14 protein-coding genes are annotated in these 20,870 nt (G+C 74.8%); 1 reads left to right on the forward strand and 13 read right to left on the reverse strand.

What is annotated here, in order from left to right:
* Positions 1 to 62: 62 nt before the first annotated feature.
* From AS857_RS12420 to AS857_RS12440, 5 genes are all read right to left on the reverse strand, one after another.
* Positions 63 to 518: a DUF6234 family protein gene (locus AS857_RS12420; protein ID WP_144440791.1), complete on the reverse strand. Its 456-nt coding sequence runs from the start codon at positions 516 to 518 to the stop codon at positions 63 to 65.
* 103 nt (positions 519 to 621) lie between these two features.
* The gene (locus AS857_RS37490) at positions 622 to 1,029 is read right to left on the reverse strand and encodes a septal ring lytic transglycosylase RlpA family protein (RefSeq protein WP_216823965.1); all 408 of its coding nucleotides are present in this window, start codon (positions 1,027 to 1,029) and stop codon (positions 622 to 624) included.
* 186 nt (positions 1,030 to 1,215) lie between these two features.
* Positions 1,216 to 1,761: a TerD family protein gene (locus AS857_RS12430; RefSeq protein WP_058043167.1), complete on the reverse strand. Its 546-nt coding sequence runs from the start codon at positions 1,759 to 1,761 to the stop codon at positions 1,216 to 1,218.
* A gap of 67 nt (positions 1,762 to 1,828) precedes the next feature.
* The gene (locus tag AS857_RS12435) at positions 1,829 to 4,159 is read right to left on the reverse strand and encodes an MMPL family transporter (protein WP_058043168.1); all 2,331 of its coding nucleotides are present in this window, start codon (positions 4,157 to 4,159) and stop codon (positions 1,829 to 1,831) included.
* A complete protein-coding gene (locus AS857_RS12440; RefSeq protein WP_063804236.1) occupies positions 4,153 to 11,736 on the reverse strand; it encodes a type I polyketide synthase in 7,584 nt (2,527 codons plus the stop codon). The genes AS857_RS12435 and AS857_RS12440 overlap by 7 nt, the downstream gene beginning before the upstream one ends.
* Positions 11,737 to 11,942: 206 nt before the next feature.
* Between AS857_RS12440 and AS857_RS39925 the strand changes: the two genes are divergently transcribed.
* Positions 11,943 to 12,338: a rodlin gene (locus AS857_RS39925; protein WP_063804237.1), complete on the forward strand. Its 396-nt coding sequence runs from the start codon at positions 11,943 to 11,945 to the stop codon at positions 12,336 to 12,338.
* A 9-nt stretch (positions 12,339 to 12,347) separates the two neighbouring features.
* Here the strand turns inward: AS857_RS39925 and AS857_RS12450 are convergent, their stop codons facing one another.
* The 8 genes from AS857_RS12450 to lanKC form a co-directional block, all read right to left on the reverse strand.
* A complete protein-coding gene (locus AS857_RS12450) occupies positions 12,348 to 12,722 on the reverse strand; it encodes a hypothetical protein (protein WP_058043169.1) in 375 nt (124 codons plus the stop codon).
* Entirely contained in the window at positions 12,719 to 13,192 is a 474-nt protein-coding gene (locus AS857_RS12455; RefSeq protein ID WP_058043170.1) for a roadblock/LC7 domain-containing protein, read from the reverse strand. Before AS857_RS12455 ends, AS857_RS12450 begins: the two co-directional genes overlap by 4 nt.
* Before the next feature lie 100 nt (positions 13,193 to 13,292).
* Entirely contained in the window at positions 13,293 to 14,144 is an 852-nt protein-coding gene (locus AS857_RS12460) for a hypothetical protein (protein ID WP_058043171.1), read from the reverse strand.
* 65 nt (positions 14,145 to 14,209) lie between these two features.
* The gene (locus AS857_RS12465; protein ID WP_058043172.1) at positions 14,210 to 14,593 is read right to left on the reverse strand and encodes a roadblock/LC7 domain-containing protein; all 384 of its coding nucleotides are present in this window, start codon (positions 14,591 to 14,593) and stop codon (positions 14,210 to 14,212) included.
* A gap of 215 nt (positions 14,594 to 14,808) precedes the next feature.
* Positions 14,809 to 16,422: a M4 family metallopeptidase gene (locus AS857_RS12470; protein ID WP_058043173.1), complete on the reverse strand. Its 1,614-nt coding sequence runs from the start codon at positions 16,420 to 16,422 to the stop codon at positions 14,809 to 14,811.
* Positions 16,423 to 16,728: 306 nt separating this feature from the next.
* On the reverse strand, positions 16,729 to 16,923 hold the full coding sequence (iscX, locus tag AS857_RS12475) for a Fe-S cluster assembly protein IscX (protein WP_058043174.1): 195 nt from the start codon (positions 16,921 to 16,923) through the stop codon (positions 16,729 to 16,731).
* The gene (locus AS857_RS12480) at positions 16,910 to 18,193 is read right to left on the reverse strand and encodes an MFS transporter (protein WP_144440792.1); all 1,284 of its coding nucleotides are present in this window, start codon (positions 18,191 to 18,193) and stop codon (positions 16,910 to 16,912) included. Before AS857_RS12480 ends, iscX begins: the two co-directional genes overlap by 14 nt.
* Complete coding sequence (gene lanKC, locus AS857_RS12485; RefSeq protein WP_058043176.1) at positions 18,190 to 20,817, reverse strand: class III lanthionine synthetase LanKC; 2,628 nt, start codon at positions 20,815 to 20,817, stop codon at positions 18,190 to 18,192. The genes AS857_RS12480 and lanKC overlap by 4 nt, the downstream gene beginning before the upstream one ends.
* Positions 20,818 to 20,870 lie beyond the last annotated feature (53 nt).

Below are 20,870 nucleotides of genomic sequence, written 5' to 3' on the forward strand. Positions count from 1 at the left end.
TGACGGTGCATTGCCCGCGGTCCGGAGCGGCCCGGGAGGGACCGGCAGCGCCTGAGCCGGTGTCAGTGACGGCCGTCGTGCCACGGCATCGCTGCCGGAGCCTGGACCGGCCGGGCGCCGCTGTCGGTCCTGCCGTGGTCCTCGACGATCGGGATGGCGAGCAGGGCCAGGCCGAGGCACGCGGCCACCAGCCCCTGGACGACGACGGTGATGAAGGCCCGCGCGAAGGCCAGGCCGACGGCCGCGACGAAGGCGAACGCGGCGAGGACGGCGACGCACGTCATCAGCTGTCCGGAGGTGTCCGGCGGCGGGGGCGCATCCCGGCGTCCGCCGTAATCGGCGTTGTACGCCCAGCCTTCGATGCCCACGGCGTACAGGCAGCCGACGGCCGCGACGACCTCCAGCGCCAGGAGGCCGAGGGCGATCAGCAGATCCGCGTACCAGGGGACGCCGGCGCTTCTGCCGGCCCCGGACCGGTGCGGGACCACGGCAGGGGGTGCCACGGGGAGAGGTGCCATGACCTCAGTGTTTCCCCCGGACCGCAGTGGCGGCATGAGTACGCGTACTCATGCTCACGCACCTCACGCACCTAACGAACCCGCACTCGCCGCACACTCGCGCTCAGGCGACTCCGCCGAGGGTTTCGAGGCTCACCCGGACCAGGCCCTGGTCGGTGTCGGCGATCTCCTCGAACGCGGCCCGCGACAGGTCGATGCAGCGGCTCGTGTCCCTCGGGCCCCGGTCGTTGATCCTGACCATGACCTCGTCACCGGTTCCGGCGTTGGTGACCCGTACGCGGGTGCCGAACGGCAGGTCCCGGCTGGCGGCGGTCATCGCCTCCGGGTCGAAGGGCTCCCCGCTGGCGGTGGGCCAGCCGTCGAGCATCTCCTCCGGCGCGCCGTACCACGAGGCGATGCACGTCCGCGGGCCGCGGTGGTCCGCGCCGACGAGGAGGGGGACGGCGCAGGCCAGGACCGCCGCCAGCGCCACCCTGGCAGGGGCGCGGCCGGGCGTCCTGGGGTGCGTCATCGGGGTCCTCGGTCCTCGCTCCTCTGATCCTCGGGTCTGGAAGATCGTGTCCGCTGCGGACGGATTCCAGTCCTCGGGGCAGGACGGAGCAGCCGATCGGCGGCATGCCGGCATGCCGGCAGGACCGGGGCGGGGGAGTGCCGCCCGGGCGCGCGGTGAGCGTGCCGTGCGGCCCTCCCGCCCCGGTCAGGCGCGGCCCATCACCGCTGCGAAGGCGGCCGGGTCGGTGTCGAACCCGCGGACGGCGGGACGGCACTCCCACGCGCCCTGCCCGGTGCGCACGAACTCCACGACCGTCGCCGCCGTGGCCCCGGCGACCGCCGCGAAGTCGTCCGCGGCCAGCTCGGTGTACCCCTCCGTGACGCGGACGCCGGTGTTGGCCACGTCCCCGAAGGTCTTGCGCCCGCCGCCCTGCTGTATGGCCACCCCGACGACGACCCGGGCGTACGCGGGCGCCAGCCGGTCGAGCTCCAGCGTCATGACCTCGTCCGAGCCCAGCCCCATGCCGGTGCGGCTGTCCCGGTTGAGGAGGATGGTGCCGTCGGGCGACCGGCTGTCGAAGTGCACGAGATAGGCGGGCTTGCCGTACGGCTCGTCCGCGGTGTACGTGGCCGCGATGAGGTCGAGGTCGTTGTCGGCCAGGCCCATCGGGCTCGGATCCCATCTCAGCGACACCTGGACCTTGCCGAGCCCCTTGCTGAGGCCGTCCGCCCCCTTGTTGAGTCCACTCACCGGACATCCCCTCCCACTTCCGTGTTCCTGGTGCACTCCCACCTTGCCGCCGGAACCGCCGGTGCCGCTACCCCGGGTGGGTGGGCTCGACCGTTTCGGGCGAAGGCGAAGACGAAGGCTGCGGCAGGACGGTGCGCGCGCCGCGCCGGGGCAGTGCCGGCAGCCACCAGTTGGCGCGGCCCGCCAGCCGCATCACCGCGGGCACCAGGAGCGGGCGGATGACCGCGGCGTCGAGCACGACCGACAGGGCGGTCGTGACGGCGAGGAGCTTCATGAGCGCGACCTCGGCCGTCGCCAGGGCGAGCAGCACCGTCAGGACGAGCGCGGCGGATGCGGTGAACAGCGGCGCCGCCGCCTGGAGTCCGGCGGCGGTCGCCCGCACGGTGTCGCCGGTGCGGGCGTGCGCCTCGCCGATGCGGGCCAGCAGCAGGATCTCGTAGTCCAGGGACAGCCCGAAGGCCAGGCAGAAGGCGACGACGGGCATGACGACGCTGACCGTGCCCGTGGCCGTGAAGTCCCCCACCAGCCATTTCATATGGCCCTGCTGAAAGATGAACACCATCGCGCCGAAGGTCGCGGTCAGGCTGAGCAGGTTGAGCGCGAGTGCCTTCAGGGGCAGGAACACGCTCCGGGTGAAGGCCAGGAGGAGCACGAACGTGGCGACGGCCATCGCCCCCAGCGCCCACGGCAGCCGCTGCGCGAGGGTGTTCCGGGCGTCCCGGAACTGGGCCGTGGGGCCGCCGACGAGCGGCGGCGCCGGTGCCCGGGCCTCCTGCAGCCGGGTGATGAGGGCGGTGGACGCGGGGGCGTACGGGTCCGCCTCGCCGCTGACCGCCAGCCAGGTGCCCGCCGGCGAGGTGAAGTGCCGCAGGGCCGGGCAGCCCGGCAGCGTGCCGCGCGCGGGGGAGGCCTCGGCCGGGCAGGCCAGAGGGGCGTCCTTGCCGAGCACGTACGAGCCGGTCGCGGTCCGCACGCCCAGGACGCCGGGGAGGGCCGACAGCCGCCTCGCGTACGCGTCCAGCTCCGTGATGCGGCCGGGACGGTCGGGCCGCCACCCGGGGAGGGCCACCTCGACGGGGTTGCGCAGCTGGGGGAAGCCTTCCCGCAGGGCCTGCGTCGCCTGCACCTCAGGGGCGTCGCGGGGCAGGACCCGGTCGTCGCTGAAGCCGAAGACCACCTGGCGGAAGGGGAGCGCGAGGACGAGCAGCACCCCCGTGGCGAGCGCCGTGACGAGCAGCGGGCGGCGCATCGCGCGCAGGGCCAGCCGCCGCCACCCGGCTCCGGCGCGGCCCGGCGCCCTGCGCCAGCGCGCGAACAGGTCGCCCCGGCCGATCGCCCGGGGGAAGCAGGCCAGCGCCGCGGGGACGAGCACCAGGGCGGCGAGCGCCGCGAGCAGCACCACGCTGACCCCGGCGTAGGCCATCGACCGCAGGAAGTACAGCGGGAACGCCAGCAGGCCGAGCAGGCACAGGGCCACGGCCGCCGCCGAGACGACGACGATCCGCCCGGCCGACCGGACCGCACCCGCCAAGGCGTCCTCCGGCGGGCTCCCGGAGGCGATCTCCTCGCGGTAGCGCGCCACCAGGTAGAGGCTGTAGTCGACGGAGAGCGCGAGCCCGACCGCGCCGGTGAGGTTCAGGGCGAACGTCGACACCTCGGTCACGGCGGTCAGGCCGCGCAGCACCGCCAGGGTGCCGGCCACCGCGACCGCGCCCACCGCGAGCGGCAGGCAGGCCGCGGCCACGCTCCCGAAGACGAACACGAGCAGCAGCAACGTGGCGGGGAGGGCGATCAGTTCGGTGCGCAGCAGGTCCCGCTCGCTGTAGCGCTCCAGGGCGCGGTCGAGGACGGCGTGCCCGCTCGCCCGGACCCGCAGGGGACCTTGCGGCGTGGTGGCGACGGGCAGCAGGCGCTCGACGGTCGCCCGCCCGGCCCGCCCGTCCCCGTCCAGGCGCACGGTCACGAGCGCGGTGCGGGCGTCGTACGAGCGCAGCGCGGCGTCGTCGACTTCGGCGCCGCCACCCGGCGCCCTGCCGCCGCCCGCCGCAGGGCACGAGCCGCGGGAGACCGGGCCGGTCCAGTACGAGTCGACGCCGGTCACCCCCGGCTCGTGGCACAGGCGGCCGACCAGGGCCAGGCCCGCCGCGCGGGCCGTGGGCGCGTCCACCGAGTCCGGTGCGCGGGCCAGCAGCACGACATCGGGCGCGCCCGCGTGGAAACGGTCCGTCAGCAGGGCCTCGGCGCGGGCCGAGGGGGAGCCCGGCGCCGTCCAGCCGCCGCTCGCCAGCCGGGCCGCCACCCCGTGCCCGAGCAGCGCGCAGGCCACGGCGGCGAGCGCGGCCAGGGCGAGGACGGGCCGGCGGTGGCGGGCGCTGAAGCGGGCCAGGGACGTCAGCACGGCGCCTGGCCCGCCGGGTCCGCGGCCGGGCCGGGCTGCGAGGGCACGCCGGGGTGGGGCGCGGGCCCGGCTCCCGGCACGGGCTGCGGGGCGGCCGGGTCCGTCCCCAGGCCCAGCCGCAGCTGGACGATGCGCGCCATGTCGAGGATCGTGCCGCCGCTGCGCATGAGCTCCATGGGCGGCACCTGGACGTCGAAGCGGCGCCGCAGCGTGGCGAGGAGCTCGGCGGCCATGAGGGAGTCCACACCGTAGTCCTCGAGCCGCCGGGCCGGGTCGATGCGGCCGGGGTCGAGGTGGAGGATGTCGGCCAGGATCCGTACGAGGTTCCCGGCCAGCGCGTGCAGGGCGTCCGCGGGGCTCATCGACAACAGGGCCTGCACGATCTCCTCGTGGGTGCGGCCGGTCTCCTCGTCGGGCTCGGGAACCAGCTGCCGGTACCTGGGCGCGCCGAGCGAGGGCAGGCAGGCGCGCAGCCGCGCCCAGTTGTAACGGCCCACCCCTGCGACCTCCGTGCCGTCGCTCAGCAGCACGCCGGCCGCGTCGAACACCTCGCGCGGGGTGAGCGCCTCCAGGCCGCCGCTCTCCAGGGCGCGGGCGAGGCCGTTGCGGGCCACGTAGCCGGTGCCGCCGAGGGCGCCCCACCCCACGGCCAGGCCCGGCTCGCCGTCGCGCCGGCGCCGGCGGACCAGCGCTTCGAGGAAGAGGTTGCCCGCGGCGTAGGGGGCCTGGGTGACCTGGCCGACGCGTGCGGCGACGGAGGAGAACATCAGGAACAGCTGCAGGTCCTCCCGGCCGCGCGTGAGCACGTCGAGCACGGCCGCGCCCCCGGCCTTGGGGGCCAGCACGGCGCGGAACCGTTCGTCGGTGAGCTCCTCCAGCGGGGCGTCGTCGAGGTGCATGGCGCAGTGCACCACGCCGCGCAGCCGGTGCCCGCCCGCGTCGACCTCCTCCACGACGCGCCGCATGGAGGGCAGGTCGGCGACGTCCGCCGCGTGGGGCACGGCGCGCACCCCGCGCCGCTCCAGGTCCGCGAGCAGGGTCTCGCAGCCGGGGGTGCGTTGCCCCCTGCGTCCGACGAGGGCCAGGTGGCGCGCGCCGTGGTCGGCGAGCCAGTGCGCGGTGGCCGCGCCGTAGCCGCCGAGGCCTCCGGTGACGAGGTAGGTGGCGCCGGCGTCGAGGTGCGGGGCGCGGGAGCGGGGTTCGACCAGGGCGGGTTCGTCGAGCGGGTCGAAGGAGACGACGACCTTGCCGATGTGCCGGGAGTGCTGCAGGAGGCGGAAGGCCTCCTCGGCGCGGGCGGCGGGGAAGACCGTGTGCGGCAGCGGCCGGTAGTCGCCCGCCCGGACGCGCTCGGTGACCTCGGCGAACAGGGAGGCCGCCCGCCCGGGGTCGGCCAGCAGGGCGAGGAGGTTGACGCCGAAGAACGCCAGATCGCGCTCGAAGGGGCGCAGCAGCAGCCGGTTGTTCTCCAGGATGTCGCGCTTGCCGAGCTCGACGAAGCGCCCGCCCGGCCGGAGCAGCTCCAGGCTGCGGGAGACGGCCTCGCCCGCGAGGGAGTTGAGGACGACGTCGACCCCGCGCCCGCCGGTCAGCTCCCGCACCCGCCCGGCGAAGGCCAGGCTGCGCGAGTCCAGGACGTGCTCGACGCCCAGGGCGCGCAGCAGGTCGCGCTTGGCGGGGCTGCCGGCCGTGGCGATGACGTTCGCGCCGTGCAGCCGCGCGTACTGCAGGGCCGCGAGTCCCACGCCCCCCGCCCCGCCGTGCACGAGCACGGTCTCCCCGGCCGCCAACCCGGCCTGCCAACCCAGGCCGTAGTGGACGGTCAGGAAGACCGCGGGCAAGGTGGCCGCCTCGGCGAAGCCCGTCCCGTCGGGGATCCGGGCCACGGCGTCCGCGGAGGTGACCATGTGCGAGGCCAGGCAGTCCGAGCCGCTGGCGAACACCCGCTCGCCCACGGCGAACCCCGTGACGCCCGGCCCGACGGCCGCGACCGTCCCGGCGCACTCCAGCCCGTACACCGCGTCGAAGCGCCCGTCGGCGGAGTCCTCGCCGGCCAGGGCGCCGGTGGCCAGGACCACGTCGCGGTAGTTCAGCGCGGCCGCCCGCACGGCGACCAGGACCTGCCCGGGGCCCGGCACCGGCCGCTGCGTCTCCACCCAGACCGGCCGGAAGGACAGCCCGGGGTCGCGGACCTCCAGGGCGAACGCGTCGACCGTGGGGGAGGGGACGAGGGGCCGGGGGAAGTCCCGGTCGCGCGGGACGAACCGGCCGCCGCCGCGCGTCAGGACGACCTCGGTCTCCTCCGACGGGGCGAGGAGCTCCCGGGCGAGGCGCTCCGCGTCGGCCGCCGTGTCGCCGCTGCGCGCCAGGGAGAGCCGGCGCGTCGTCAGCGACGCCTGCTCGTTGGCGAAGGACTGCGCCATGCCCCACGCGGCGGCGTCCGCGGGAGCGGGCCCGGGCGAACCGGGCTCCGGGACGGCTCCGCAGGGCCGCGTCACCAGCCACAGGGAGACGCTCTCGCTGCCGGCCAGCCGCCCGCACGCCACCGCGAGGGCACGCAGCACCGCGCTGCGCCGGGTCGCCCGCTCCACCACGTCGCCCGGGTCGTCGGCGCCGGCGGGCGCCAGCACCAGGACGATCACGGTCTCCCGGGACAGCAGCGGGGCCCACGCGCCGGGGTCCTCACGGGCCACGGTGGTGTGCACCTCGACGGCGTCGGCCGCCCGCAGGAGGCCCGCCGTGGTCCTCGCCAGCGCGTCCTCCTCCGGGGTCTCGGACGCCACGACCCAGGCGGTGCCGATGCCCGCGGCGGGAAGCGCCGCGGGCCGCACCGGCCCGCCGGCGCGGGCGGTCAGGAAGACGGAGAAGTCCTCGCAGGCCGGCTCGGCGTCGTCCCCGGTCCGTACGGTGCCGGTGAATCCGCACCGCGCGAGGAGCTCGGCCCACTCCTCGCGGCCGAGCAGGGGCGAGCGGAGCCGCAGCCCGCTGTCCGTGCGGTTCCAGAAGCTCTCCAGCGTGCCGAAGAAGGGCAGCAGGAACAGCGGGTCGTGGCTCTCCAGCATCAGCAGCAGGCCGCCCGGGGCGGTCAGCGACGCCACCCGGCGCACCGCCGCCTCCAGATCGGCGCTCGTGTGCAGGGAGTTGGCCGCCACCACCAGGTCGAACCCGCCGCGGGGCAGATCCTGGCCCGTGGGGTCGGCGTCGACGTCGAAGGTGCGGTAGTCCACGAAGTCGTACGCGGCGAAGCGCTGCCGGGCCCGCGCGAAGAACGACGACGACACGTCCGTGAAGAGGTAGCGGGTCCGGTCGGCCGGCAGCAGGGGCAGCAGGGCCGCGGTGGCCCCGCCGGTGCCCGCGCCGATCTCCAGCACCCGCAGCGGCCGGTCGGCCGGCAGGCCTGCGACGATCTCCCGCACCAGGGTCTGCGCGACACGGTTGTGGAAGCGCAGCACCGGCGCCACGTCGTAGAGCTGTTCGAGGGACGACGTGGCGCCCTCGACCCCCAGCAGGTCCTGCGGGTCGCGCGCGCCCCGCAGGACGTCGCCGAGGTGGAGGAACTGGCGCACGACCAGCGTCAGTTCCGTGGAGAACGCCGGCTGCTCCCGCAGCGCCTCGCGCAGCATGCCGATCGCGCACCCGGGCGCGGCCTCCCGCAGCCAGCGGCCGTCGGGATCCTGCCGCGCCAGCCCGTACTGCTTCATGGCGGTCAGCATCAGCTCCATCGCCTGCCGGTGCCCGGGCAGCATCCCGCCCGCCACCAGGTCGCCCACCGTGAACCAGCCCTCCCCCTCCGGCAGCAGGCCGTCGAGCGCGGCGGCGTAGGCGTGGGCCGCCGCCTCCTGCAGCCGGGCGGCGAAGCGCGGGTAGCCGGCCGAGCGCCAGTCGCGGCGCAGGGCCAGGATCCGGCCCGCGGCCCGCTCGGCGATCTCCTGCGGGGCCGCCACGGGCCCGGGCTCCAGCGGGGCGCCGGGGCGCGGGGCGGCGCGCAGCACCGTCTCCTGGCGGGTCACCGGCGTCCGCCGCGCCCCGGTCAGGCGCCGCATGCGGCACCCCTTCAGCTCCACCGTGACCGTGCCGTCCTCGTCGGTGACGGTGATGTCCCAGCACACCTCGGTCGCCGTCCGGCCCCGCTCGCGCAGGTGCACCGCACCCTTGGGCGCCGGGCTGCGCCACACGCGGACCGCATCCATCGCCGCCGGCAGGTACGTGTGCCCCGCGAGGACCTCATCGTCCAGCAGGGGCGCCCCCGTCTGCACCGCCCCGTCCAGCAGGGCCGGGCTGATGTCGAGGCCCTCCAGCGGCCCGGGGTCGCTGTAGAAGGCGACGACCTCGCCCTCGCCCGCCCACAGTTCGCCGAGCACCCGGAAGGACGGGCCGTAGCCGAGACCGGCCTCGCCGACCTGCCGGTAGTGCTCCTCGCCGCCGACACGGCGGCCGCACCGGGCCCGGGCAGCGGCCAGGTCCACCGGCGCCGGGGGCCGCCCCCACCGGGCGCGCACCCGCCCGCGCGCGTGCCTGCGCTGCGCCGTGACCTGGTCGTCCGTGCTGCTGATCAGCACCACCCCGTCCTCGGGGTCGAACGACACCTGCGTGTGCACCCTGCCCGGCTCGCCCCACGGCACGAACAGCGGCCGGACGAACTCGAGATGGTCGGCCTCCACCGCGGTGTCCAGCACCCGGCGGCCCGCCGCCAGGGCCATCTCCACATAAGCGGTCGCGGGCATGACGACGGACCCGCCCAGCCGGTGGTCGGCCACCCACGCCAGCCGGGCCGGCTCGACCGCGCCGTGCCACACCGGCAGCGGCGCCGGCATGCGCTCGCCCAGCAGCGGGTGCTCCGTACGGCCGTCCCCGCTGCTGCGCACCCACGACTCTGGGCCGCCGCTCCAGTGCCGTTCGCGCTGCCATGGGTAGGCGGGCAGCGAGGCCACCAGCCCCGGGCGCGGGAAGCGCGCGCTCCAGTCGGCCTCGGCGCCGGCCGCGAGCAGGGCGGCCACCGCCGTACGCATCGCCCGCACGCCGTCGTCACCCTTGCGCAGGGTACGGGTGACCGCCCGCAACCCGGGCGCCTCGTGGGCGGCGGTGATGCGCCGCAGGTAGCTCTGCAGCACCGGCTGGGGGCCGATCTCCAGGAAGACGTCGGCGCCGCGGCCGAGCGCCTGCTCGACGGCGTCCGCGAACAGCACCGGTTCGCGGACGTTGCGCCACCAGTACTCCGCGTCCAGCTCGGGCCCCTCCAGCACTTCGCCGGTGACCGTGGAGAGCAGGGGCACGCGCACCGGGGACGGGCTCAGGCCCGCGAGGGCCTCGTGCAGGGGCGCGCGCAGCGGGTCCATGGCGGCGCTGTGGAAGGCGTGGTCCAGGTCGAGTTCGGCACAGACCACGCCCTGCCCGGCCAGGTCCCCCAGCAGCCGGTAGAGCTGGTTGCGGGGGCCGGCGACCGTGACGTCCCGCCGGGTGTTGACCCCCGCGATCTCCAGCCCCGGATATCCGGTCAGCAGCTCCGCGGCCTGCTCCCGGGACATGCCGACGGCCGCCATCCGCCCGCAACCGGCCACCGCCGCCTGGGCCCGGCTGCGTTCGGCGATCACCCACGCCGCCTGGTCGAGGGTCAGCGCCCCGGCCGCGTAGGCCGCCGCGACCTCGCCGACGCTGTGGCCCAGGACGGCCGACGGCGTGATGCCGTGGGCGCGCAGCACGGCCACCACGCCGGTCTGCAGCGTGAACAGCAGCGGCTGGGCCACCTCCGTGGCCGCCAGGCGCCCGGGTGTGGGCTCCGCCAGCTCGCGCGCGACCGACCAGCCCAGCCGCGGGGCCAGCACCTCGTCCACCGCTTCCACGGCCGCGCGGAAGGCGGGTTCCGCGGCGAGCAGGTCGGCCCCCATGCCCGCCCACTGGGAGCCGTTGCCGGAGAACGCGAACGCGATCCTGCCCTCCTGCACCGCCTCGCCGGTGACGGCCTCGACGGCCGGGCCCGCCGGAGCCGGCTGCGGGGGCAGCGCCGAGCGGCGGGCCAGCCGCCCCAGGGCCTGCGCCGCCTCCTGCGCCCCGTCCGCCAGAACGGCCGCCCGGTAGGGGTGCTTGCCGCGCCGCGCGCAGCTGGTGTGGGCCAGGTCGTAGAACTCCTCCGGCCCCGCCTGCCCCAGCCGCTCCGCGGTCCGCGCCGCAGCCTGCGCGAGGGCCTCGGGCGTACGGGCGGAGACCACGAACGGCAGCGTGCGCGGCCCGCCGGCCGCATGCCGGGCGCGCCGCGCGGGAGCCGGCGCGGCCGCGACGACGGCGTGGGCGTTGGCGCCCCCGAAACCGAACGAGTTGACGCCCACGACCGGACGCCCCTGCACCTCGCCGACCGGACGGGCCTCCGTGGCCGGGGCGAGCCCCAGGCCCTCGAAGTCGATGCCCGGGTTGAGGGGCAGGGCGTGCAGGGAGGCGGGGATCCGGCCGTGCCGGAGCACCAGGAGCGCCTTGAACAGCCCCGCCATCCCCGAAGCCGGTTCGAGGTGGCCCAGGTTGGACTTGACCGAGCCGATCGGCAGCGCCCCCGTGCGGCGGCGCGTCCCCAGCGCCCGGCCGATGGCCTCGCACTCGACCGGATCCCCGGCGGGCGTCCCGGTGCCGTGCGCCTCCAGGTAGACGACGTCGTCGGGATCCACGCCGGCCTGCTCGTACACCGACGTCAACAGGGCTTCCTGCGCCCGCGGGTTCGGCAGCGCCAGCCCCGCCGTCCTGCCGTCGCTGTTGGCCGCCGACGCCAGGATCACCCCGTGGATGCGGTCGCCGTCGGCGAGTGCGTCGCGCAGCAGCTTCAGGACGACGACCCCGCCGCCCTCGGCCCGTACGTAGCCGTCGGCCGCGGCGGAGAACGACGCGCACCTGCCGTGCGGCGAGAGCATCGACGCCTGCGAGAACCCGACGTACGGGTAGGGGCTGAGCAGCACGTTCACGCCGGCGGACACGGCCGTGCGGCTGGTGCCCTCGCGCAGCGTCCGGCACGCGCGGTCCAGCGCCACGAGCGCCGAGGAGCACGCGGTGTCGACGGCCATGCTCGGGCCGCGCAGGTCGAAGGCGTACGAGATCCGGTTCGCCGCGATCGACGCCGCGCCGCCCGCCATGGTGTAGGCGTCGACCCCCTCGATCCGCAGCATCTGCTGTGCGCCGTAGGAGGCGTCGGAGACCCCCACGTACACGGCGGTGTCCGAGCCGGCCAGCGTGACCGGGTCGATCGCGGCGTCGTCGAGGGCCTCGGCCGTCATCTCCAGGAGCATCCGCTGCTGGGGGTCCATCTGCGCGGCTTCCCGGGGCGAGATGCCGAAGTAGCCGGCGTCGAAGCCCGCGATGTCGTCCAGGAAGCCGCCCGCCGCCGTGTAGCTCTTGCCCGGCCGCCGCGCCGACTCGTCCACGAATCGGGCCGTCTCGAAGCGGTCCCCGGGCACCCGGGTGACCAGGTCCCGGCCCTGGTCCAGGGCCTCCCACAACCCCGCTAGGTCGCTGATGCCCCCGGGCAGACGGCAGGCCGCCCCGACGACGGCCACGGCCCGGTCGTTCTCCGCCGAACCCTCTGAGCCCTCCGGATGCACGCGTACGACCTTTCCTGGCGGACCGGGCTCCACCGACGAGCCCGCACGGTTGGTGACGCACCGCATCTTGTCGACTACGCAACGTGAAGGCAAGCGGCCCGGGTCGGGCGGAGGTCGAATGGGTGACAAGACGGAACATTTACGGCATCGGGGAGTTACCCAGTGCGCGCTCCTGCGGGAACGCGGACTGAGCGAAAGGTGCGGAAGTGCTCAAGAAGGTGATGGCCGCAACGGCCTTGACGGCCTCGGCGGTCGGCATGATCGCCGGACCCGCGGCGGCCGTCGGCGACGGCCGGGACGTGGCCAACGCCAACGGCGCGCGAACCGGCTCCGGTGAAACGCTCACCGGCGGTTACATGAGCCCGCAGACGACCGCGGTGCAGGACACGCTCAACGACCTCTGCATCGGCGTCGGCAAGCTCGGCGTGCAGTCCCTCCTGCTGCTCATCAACGTCGGGTTGCAGGACATCCCGGTGCTCACGTCGCAGGAGCAGCAGCAGTGCACCAAGGGCTCGATGATCGACAACGGCAACAACGCACTGTCGCACATCGCGGAGCGCATCTCGCTCGTGGACCGCAACGGGACGGGCAACCGCCGCTAGGCCCCGCTGCTACACCTCCAGTTCCGCCTCGATCCGCTTGAGCTGGTGGCGCGCCATCGCCAGGTTGGCGCGCCGGGCGTCCAGCACCAGGTACAGGAAGAGGCCGTTGCCGCCACGGCCGGACAGCAGCCGGATCAGGTGGTACTGCGAGCCGAGCGTGATGAGGATGTCCTCGATGGCGTCCTGGATGTTGAGCATCTCCATCGTCCGCAGCTTGGCCCGGACCACGTCCGTGTTGCCCGCGGCGGCCACGTTGAGGTCGAGGGACTGCGACCCGCCGAGGGTGCCCAGCGCCATGCCGCTGCCGTAGTCGACGAGGGCCACGCCGAGGGCGCCCTCGATCGAGCTCATCGCGTCCTTGAGGGCCGTTTCGGTGTTCGTCATGAGGTGATTCCGCTCTGGTTGTCGGGACGGGGCGTATCGGGACGGGGTGCGTCGAGGCGGGATGCCTCGGGCGGGGCGGGGGCCTGGCGCGGACGCTCCAGGGCTCCGTCGATCAAGGGGGCGATGCGGGCGCCGGCTCTGCGGGCCTCCAGGTTCAGCCGGCCGACGTTGGCCTCGGCCGAGGCCAGGAGCGTCAGCACGCAGGAGGACCCGGCCGCGTACGTCGCCACGTAGCCGCGCTCGCCGCTGACGAGCAGTTCGCGGAAGCCGCCGTGGCCCACGGCGTCCGTCAGCCGCGCGCCCACCCCGAGCGCCGCCGCCGTCAGCGCGGCCACGCCGTCCGGCTCCATGTCGGTGACCAGGTGCGCGATCACCAGCCCGTCGGTGCTGGCCACCATCGCCCCGGTCAGGTGCGGGACCCGGGCGCGTAACCCCTGGAGCTCGGTGAGCACCTCGGGTGCGGCGGTCATCGGCTGTCTCCTTCCGGCGAGCTGTCTGAAGGCGCGCCTCATCATGGGATCGGCAGGTGCAGGCAGGCGTACGGCCCGGTCGTGCAGGTCGGACAGGGAGTCACAGGGCCTCCAGGGCGTCGCGGATCCGGTACAGCAGGGAGATCTCCGGAGCGGTGGGAGGCGGCGGTCCCGGCAGGGCCGGAGCGTCCGCGCGGGGCGTGCGGACCAGGCCGGCGGCCGCCAGCCGCCGCACGTCGAGGAGGGTGGCGAAGGCCGAACGCCCCAGCGCCCGCGCGATCTGCAGCGGCGTACGGACGCCGTCGGCCGCGGCGAGCACCGCCTGCCGCCCGCTCGCCGGGCCCGGGCCGCCGCAGCCGCCGTCGCCGACGGGCACCACCGGCGCCGCATCCACCTCCGGGCAGGGCCAGGCCCGCTCCAGCAGCCTCCGCCGGCGGCCGACCTCCCGCTGGAGCACGGGCACGGGGACGGGGCGGATGGGGCCCAGCCAGTGCCGGGCCTCGCCGAGGAAGCGGTCGGGCGCGTGCTGGGACCGGTCGAGCGGGGACAGGACGAAGTAGGCCGCGTCGAACAGCGCGCTCAGGTGGCACAGTTCCAGCTCGCCGCGGCTGAGTCGGCCGCGCTCCACCAGCAGGCTGCCCGCCCGGTAGCCGGGCCCGCCCTCCGCGACCGCTTCCTCCCAGGCCTGCGGGGACAGCCGGCCGCGGGCGGTCAGCCGCCACCCCATGTCGGGCACGACCGGGCTCTCCGCGTGCACCACGGCGCCGTCGGTGAGGTAGAGCGCGCCGACGCGGCCGTGGAGGGCGCCGGTCGCTCCTTCGGCGGCGAGCCGGTCGAGCGTGGGGGCGGGGCGGCCCGGGGCGGGGGCGGGCCGGTCCGGTGCGGAGGCGGGTAACTCCGATACGGGTAACTCGGGTACGGGTAACGCCGCTGCGGGTGACGCCCCAGGCATGGACGCCGCAGGTATGGACACCCCAGGTATGGACACCCCAGGTATGGACGCCGCAGGTATGCCGCTCACGCCAGGACCAGCCGCTCGGCGAGGCCCTTGAGCCGGAACAGGGCGACGGCGAGATTCGCCTCGTCGCGATCCAGCCACAGGTAGAGGCAGACGCTGCTGTCGAACTCCGTCTCCACGAAGCGGAGGAGGTGGTAGCTGCCGCGCGCGGTGACGATCAGGTCCTCCACGGGCCCGGTCCGTGCGGTCGCCGCGGTGAACGCGCTGTTCTCGAAGGCGAGCCGGGCCAGCTCGGCGGTGTCGGCCGCCGCGCTCTCGTGGTCGCGCCCGGGACCCTCGCCCGCCTCTCCCAGCGCGAGCCCGCTCGTCCAGTCCACGAGGCTCGCGCCCCGTGCGCCCGGGATGGTCATGGCCTCGGCCAGGCACCCGTCGATACCGGTCACACGATCCTCTCCAGCCCCCCGTGCCCGATTACCAGTGGCGTCTTCGCTGCGACGGAAGGTAATCGATGTGAGTGCTGTGAGGGGAGAGTTTTGGCATTTTCTCTCGGCACATGTGAAGCGGGTGTATGGCGGGATCCGGACGGTGTGCGGGCAGGGGAACGGGGCCCGCCCCGTGGAGGTGGGCGGGCCCCGGAACGAGCGGGACGGACGCGGGTCTACTTGACGTTGACCGCGCTCCAGGCCGCTCCGACGGTCTTGTACTCGGTGCTCGTGGTGCCGTACAGCGCACCGGCGGCCGACAGCGTCGCGGTCCGCGCGGCCTTGTAGTTGGTGTTGGACGTCATGTACGAGGTCAGGGCCTTGTACCAGATCTTGGCGGCCTTGTCCCGGCCGATTCCGGTGACCTTGGAGCCGTCGGACGTCGGGCTGTCGTACCGGACGCCGTTGATCGTCTTCGCGCCGCTGCCCTCGGACAGCAGGTAGAAGAAGTGGTTGGCGACGCCCGAGGAGTAGTGGACGTCCTTGCCGCCCACGCCGCTGTACCAGCTGTCGACGGAGTTGCCGTCCTTGGACGGCTTGTCCATGTAGCGCAGCGGCTTCCCGTTGCCGAAGATGTCGATCTTCTCGCCGATGAGGTAGTCGCCGACGTCCGAGGAGTTGTTGGCGGAGAACTCCACCGCGGTGCCGAAGATGTCCGACGTCGCCTCGTTGAGCCCGCCGGACTCGGCGCTGTAGATCAGCTTCGCGGTCGCGGCGGTGACGCCGTGGGTCATCTCGTGGCCCGCGACGTCGATGGCGGTGAGCGGCTTCTTGTTGCCCGTCCCGTCGCCGTAGGTCATGCAGAAGCAGGCGTCGCTCCAGAACGCGTTGACGTAGCCGTTGCCGTAGTGGGCGCGGGAGTAGGCGGCCTTGCCGTCGTTGCGGATGCCGTTGCGGCCGAAGGCGTTCTTGTAGAAGTCCCAGGTCACGGCCGCGCCGTAGTGGGCGTCGACGCCCGCGGTGAGTCGGCCGCCGGCCCAGGTGTCGGTCGCGTTGGAGTAGAGCGTGCCGGTGCCGGACGTGCCCTGGTTGAGGTCGTAGGTCTTGTGGCCGCCGCGCGCGCCGTCGTTGAGCTGGTAGCTGCTGCCGCTCTTGGTCGTGGTCAGCGGCACGGTCCCGCTGTACTGGCTGGTGCCGGTGCCCGTCTCGATCGCCTCGTGGCGGAAGAGCTCGGCTCCGGTCGCGGCGTCGGTGATGACGTGCAGCTCGCTGGGCGTGCCGTCGCGCTGCACGCCCTCGACGACCGTCTCGTAGGCGAGGACCGGTGTGCCGGAGGAGGCCCAGACGACCTTGCGCGGCGTGCCCGCCGAGGGCTTGGAGGTGTTCGCCGCGGTGGCGGCCGACAGGGCGGTCCTCGCCGCCGCGGACGCGGACTGCGCCGCATCGGTGGAGGTGAGGGAGATGGCTGCTTCGGTGGACTTGGTGACGGAGGTGCGGCCGCTCGACTCCTGGTGCACGACGAGGTCGCCGCCGAGGACGGGGAGCCCGGCGTAGGTGCGCTCGTAGCGGGTGTGCACGGTGCCGTCCGCGTCCTTGACGACGTCCCGGGCGACCAGCTTCTCCTTGGCGCCGAGACCGATCTTCCCGGCCGTGGCGGCGGCGTTGTCCTGCGCGCCGCGTATCTCGGACGCCCGCTGGTCGGGGCTCATCGGGACCGCCATGGCGCTCGGGCCGCTCTCGGCCTGGGCACCGGCCACGCCGGTCTGCACGGCTACTGCGCACAGGGCGGCGGAGGCGAGGAGGGCGGTGGTGCGGACGGTGTGGCTGCGGGGGGTGGTGAAGCGTCTCAACTCTGTCTCCTAGCAGGGGCGCCGGGCCGCGGCCCGGCGAGGGATCGGACATCCCAGGGCGGACTGCCCGTTGATGCAGGAGTGAATCGAGAGGATGGTGCCAGCTCGCGCTCAAAGTTGACAGGTGCGCGACAAGAATGTGGCGCGGAGTTTTCCTACGATGTCCGGTTCGGTGCCGTCGCCTCCGCCGGAGAGGTGGTATCGGCGGCCCGGCCGGCCCGGGCCGCGCGACCCCTGACCACTGTCCCGGCGCGCGCCCCATCCGCCGCCCCACCGTTCACGGAGGGGCGGACGGGGCAGCGAGGATCAGCTCTTTCTGTCGCTCCACGCGAGTTGTATGGATTCCAGAATGCGGACGTTGTAGCGGGCCGGGTCGTCGCCGAAGCCGTCCAGCCCGACCACCAGGTCGCGGACCTCGGGGAATTCGACGGCGAGCGGCTTGCGCTCCGGGTGCTTCGCGGCGAGTTGCGCCGCGATCTGCTGGATGTCAGTCCATCGCATGCGCCCGAGTGTGACCTACACCGTTCGAACGGTCCAGGGAGTCCGCCGTGCCGAGCGCGGCGTCGCGCGGGGAGGCGGCGGCGAGCGCGGCCAGGAGCGCGCCGAAGAGCAGGAAGAGGACGTGGCCGGGCAGTTCGTCGAGGAACAGACCGGTCAGGGACGAGCCGAGCGGGGGAGCGGCCATGAACAGCAGCCCGATGGCACTGTTCGCCCGGCCCTGCAGATGCGCCGGGGTACGCACGAGGCGGGCGACCGTCAGCACCGAACCCGAGACGGCAACCGCCAGGGTGCACCCCGCCAGCAGTACGGCGAGGACCGGCGCGCTCGCCGTGCAGGCCATCGCGCCGACGAGCAGCGCGCACAGCACGCCGGTGGCGGACAGGACCCGGGAAGGGGAGAGGAGCCGGCCCACGCGCGGGGCGAGGACGACCCCGGCCATCGCCCCCACCGCCGACGTCGCCGTGAGCATCCCGACGGACAGCCCCGACGCTCCCTGCCGGGCGCTGATCACGACGATGGCCAGGTACACCCCGTCGAAGACGAAGTTCTGCGCCGACGCGACGAGGGTCAGGCGGCGCAGCAGGCGCTCGTTCCACAGGAAGCCGATGCCCACGGTGAACGACCGCCACAGGCCCTCGCGCCCGGCGTCCGGCGGGGGCGGCCCCGTCCGCGTACGCAGCGCGCCGACGCATCCGGCGGAGACCGCGTAGGAGACGCTGTCCAGCCAGAACGGCCAGCTCGCCCCCGCCTCGAACAGCGCACCGCCGACCACCGGCCCCAGCAGGAACGCGAACTGGCCCCGTACCTGGTTGACCGCCAGGGCGGTGGCCAGTCTGCTCTCCGGCACGACCTGCCGGACCGCCGGCAGGACCGCGGCGTTGAACGGCGCCGTCAGGAACCCCAGCACCACCCCCGCCGCCAGCAGGACCGGCAGCGGCGAGAAGCCGGTGAGGACCGCGGTCGCCAGGGCCGCACTCGCCGCCGCCCGGCCGGTCTCGCAGACCAGCAGGACCGTACGGCGGTCGAAGCGGTCGGCGACCGGGCCCGCCGGCAGACAGGCCAGCGCCAGCGCACCGGTCCACACCGCCTCCACCAGCCCCACGTGCAACGGCGAGTGCGTGGCCTGCAGGACCAGCAGCGGCAGCGCGATGGCCGAGGCGCCCGAGCCCAGCATCGACAGCCCCTGCCCGGCGCACAGCAGCTGGAAGTCCCGGTTGCGGCGCAGGCTGTCGGAGGGCGGCCCCGGCCGCCCGGCCGCCCGGGGCTTCACGGCCCCGACCCCGGCGGACGCCCGCACGGCGCCGGTGGCGACGACGGCGGCGGGAGCAGCGGCAGGGGCGGGGGCGCCATCCGTGCCGGGCCGCCGGCCAGTGCGGTGTGCACCGCCAGCAGGACGCCCGCGGCGCCGGTCGCGAGGTCCATGGACAGTCGCAGCAGCCCGTCGAGCGCGAAGGCCCGCCGGCCCTGGAACCGTACGCAGTGGAGGCCCAGACTCCGCAGGTGCGGGACCAGTGCGGAGTCGGGGCCGGCAAGGTGGGCGAGGCCGTACAGCAGCCCCGCCTGGCCGTCCAGGAGGCCGGGGGAGAGGAGCAGTTCGGTGCCGAGGCCGTCGCGCATGCGGTCGCGGAGGAGCGCGAAGTGCGGGTCGTCGGGGCGGTGCTGCAGGTACGCGTCCAGGGCGAGCGCGATGCCCGCGCTGCCGCGGTCCAGGGTCGACAGCCACCGCTGCCCCTCCCGGACGTGGACCTGACCCGCGCGCGGCGCACCGCAGCGGCCGAGGTCCCTGGCCAGCGCGTTCTCCGCGTGCCGCAGCCACTCCTGTTCGCCCGTCCTCGCATACAGCCCGGTGAACAGCAGCGCCGGTCCCGACCAGCCGTGCGTGAGGCCCACGGCGTCCGGCTTGCCCGCCACCTGCTCACGGCCCGCGAGTGCGCGGGCGAGCCGGTCGGCGAGCCGCGCCGCCTCGTCCGCGTCACCGAAGTGCAGGCGGGTCAGCCCGATCCCGGCGAGACCGCCGAACAGGCCCGCACCACACCCCTGGAGGCCGATCCCGCCCAGCCGCACGAGCACCTCACGGGCTTCGCCGGGCCGGCCCAGCTCGTCCAGGACGTAGGCGATTCCGGCCAGCCCGTCGTACAGCCCGGGCCGCGGCCAGCGGGTGCGCTCGCAGGCCCGCACCAGCCAGTCGACGTGGTCGCCGAACGCGGGGTGGTCCGCCCGCCCCGTGACGTACAGGGCGTGCAGGACCCCGGCCGCGCCGAACGCCAGCGACGCGCCCTGATCGTCGAACTGCCGCACGTCCCCGGGGAACAGCCGGTCCGCCCGCTCCGGCGTCGCGCTGAGCAGGATGCCCTCGCGGAGGGAGTCCAGAGCGGCCCGCCCGTCGGCCGTACGCTCCTCAGGCCAGGGCGAGTCGTCCGGTGCGGCGTCCGCGAAGGGTTTGTCCGCGAAGGGTTTGTCCTCGATCCGTACGGAGGCCGGCGGCGCGAGCTCCCTGCGCAGCCGGTCGCCGAAGCCGGGCGGCACCGGGAACCGCCCCTCCACCCAGCCCGCCAGCTGCGCGTACTTCGCCCGGGCGAAGCGCAGCAGCGGCGTCAGCGGGCAGAACAGCGCGAGGGTCAGGGCGGCGAGCGCGTACGTGTCGACGGCGCGACCCGACCGGGCCCACGCGGCGGTGAACCCGGGCGTGCCCAGGACGGGCCGGAGACCGGCGTCGTCCTGCGCGGAAGCCGTCTCGCAAGCCGTCTCGAAGTCGACCAGGCAGACGCTGTCGTCGGGGCGCACGATGACGTTGCCGGGCTGCAGGTCCCCGAAGACGATGCCGCGCGCGTGCAGTTCGGCCACGGCCTTCTCGACCCGCCCGAGGACGTCGCAGGCCCACCGCGTGTACGAAGCGACCTCCTCCTCGCCGGAGCCGTGCTGGAACAGCGGGTGACGCCTGCCGACCGCCTCCTGCAGGGTCTCGCCCTCGACCAGCTCCTCCACGAGGAAGTGGTGCTCCCAGTGGCGCGTCCGCGCGTACACCCGGGGCACGCAGTCGAGGCCGGCCAGCCGCTGCAGCACCGCGTGCTCGCGCTCCAGGCGCGCCACGGCGTCCAGGCCGCTGTCGTCCAGACCGGCGTGCGGCCGCGCTTCCCGCAGGACGACCCGCCTGCCGGAACCCTTCTCCACGGCGCGGTACACACCACCGCCGTTCGAGAAGTGCAGCGCCTTCTCCACCCGGTACGGAAAGCCCCCGGGCGTGCCCGCCTTGGCCGCCCGGATGCGGGCGCCCAGGAAGGCGGGCGCCTCCACCCACGGCGGCACCCGGAACGACGTACCCCGCACATCGGGCACGAGGACGCCTCCCGGCCCCTCCATCGCCGGCACGTATTCGCCCTCGGGCGAGAAGCAGTAGGCGAGGCTGAAACCGCCGTAACGCACGTACAGCGGGCCTTCGTCCCAGCGCAGGTCGCTCAGGACGTACGGGCCTTCGACGCCGCGCAGCAGCGCCGAGAGGTCCGTCAGCGTCCGCTCCAGCTCCTCCTCGCCGCCGGGGTAGACGGTGACGAGCTTGCCCCCGGCCGAGCGCGGCGCCTGCTTGCTGTTGACGTGCTTGAACACGGTGGCGCTCCGGAGGAACTTGAAGCAGATGCCGCGCCCGGTGCAGTAGTCCCAGACCGTGTCGATCACGTGCTCCGCCCGGGCGGCCGTGGCGGAGGCGTGGATCTTCCAGCCCTGCCCGGGCAGCCGGGCCTCCGGCCGGTGGATGTTCACCCAGCCGCCGCGCTCGGCACGCTGCCAGCCCGGAGGCGGAGGGCCGGCCGCGCGGGCGAAGCGGTCGGCGGCGTCCTCGATGCGGTCGAGCGTCTCGACGAAGTAGGGGTCCGCGACGAGATGACCCTGAGCGAGCATGGTGACCTTCCCTTGCGGACTCCGGCGGGTCCCGGACTTCTGCGGGACCTTGT

Origin of the sequence: Streptomyces roseifaciens (assembly GCF_001445655.1) — a bacterium.
GTDB lineage: Bacteria > Actinomycetota > Actinomycetes > Streptomycetales > Streptomycetaceae > Streptomyces > Streptomyces aureoversilis.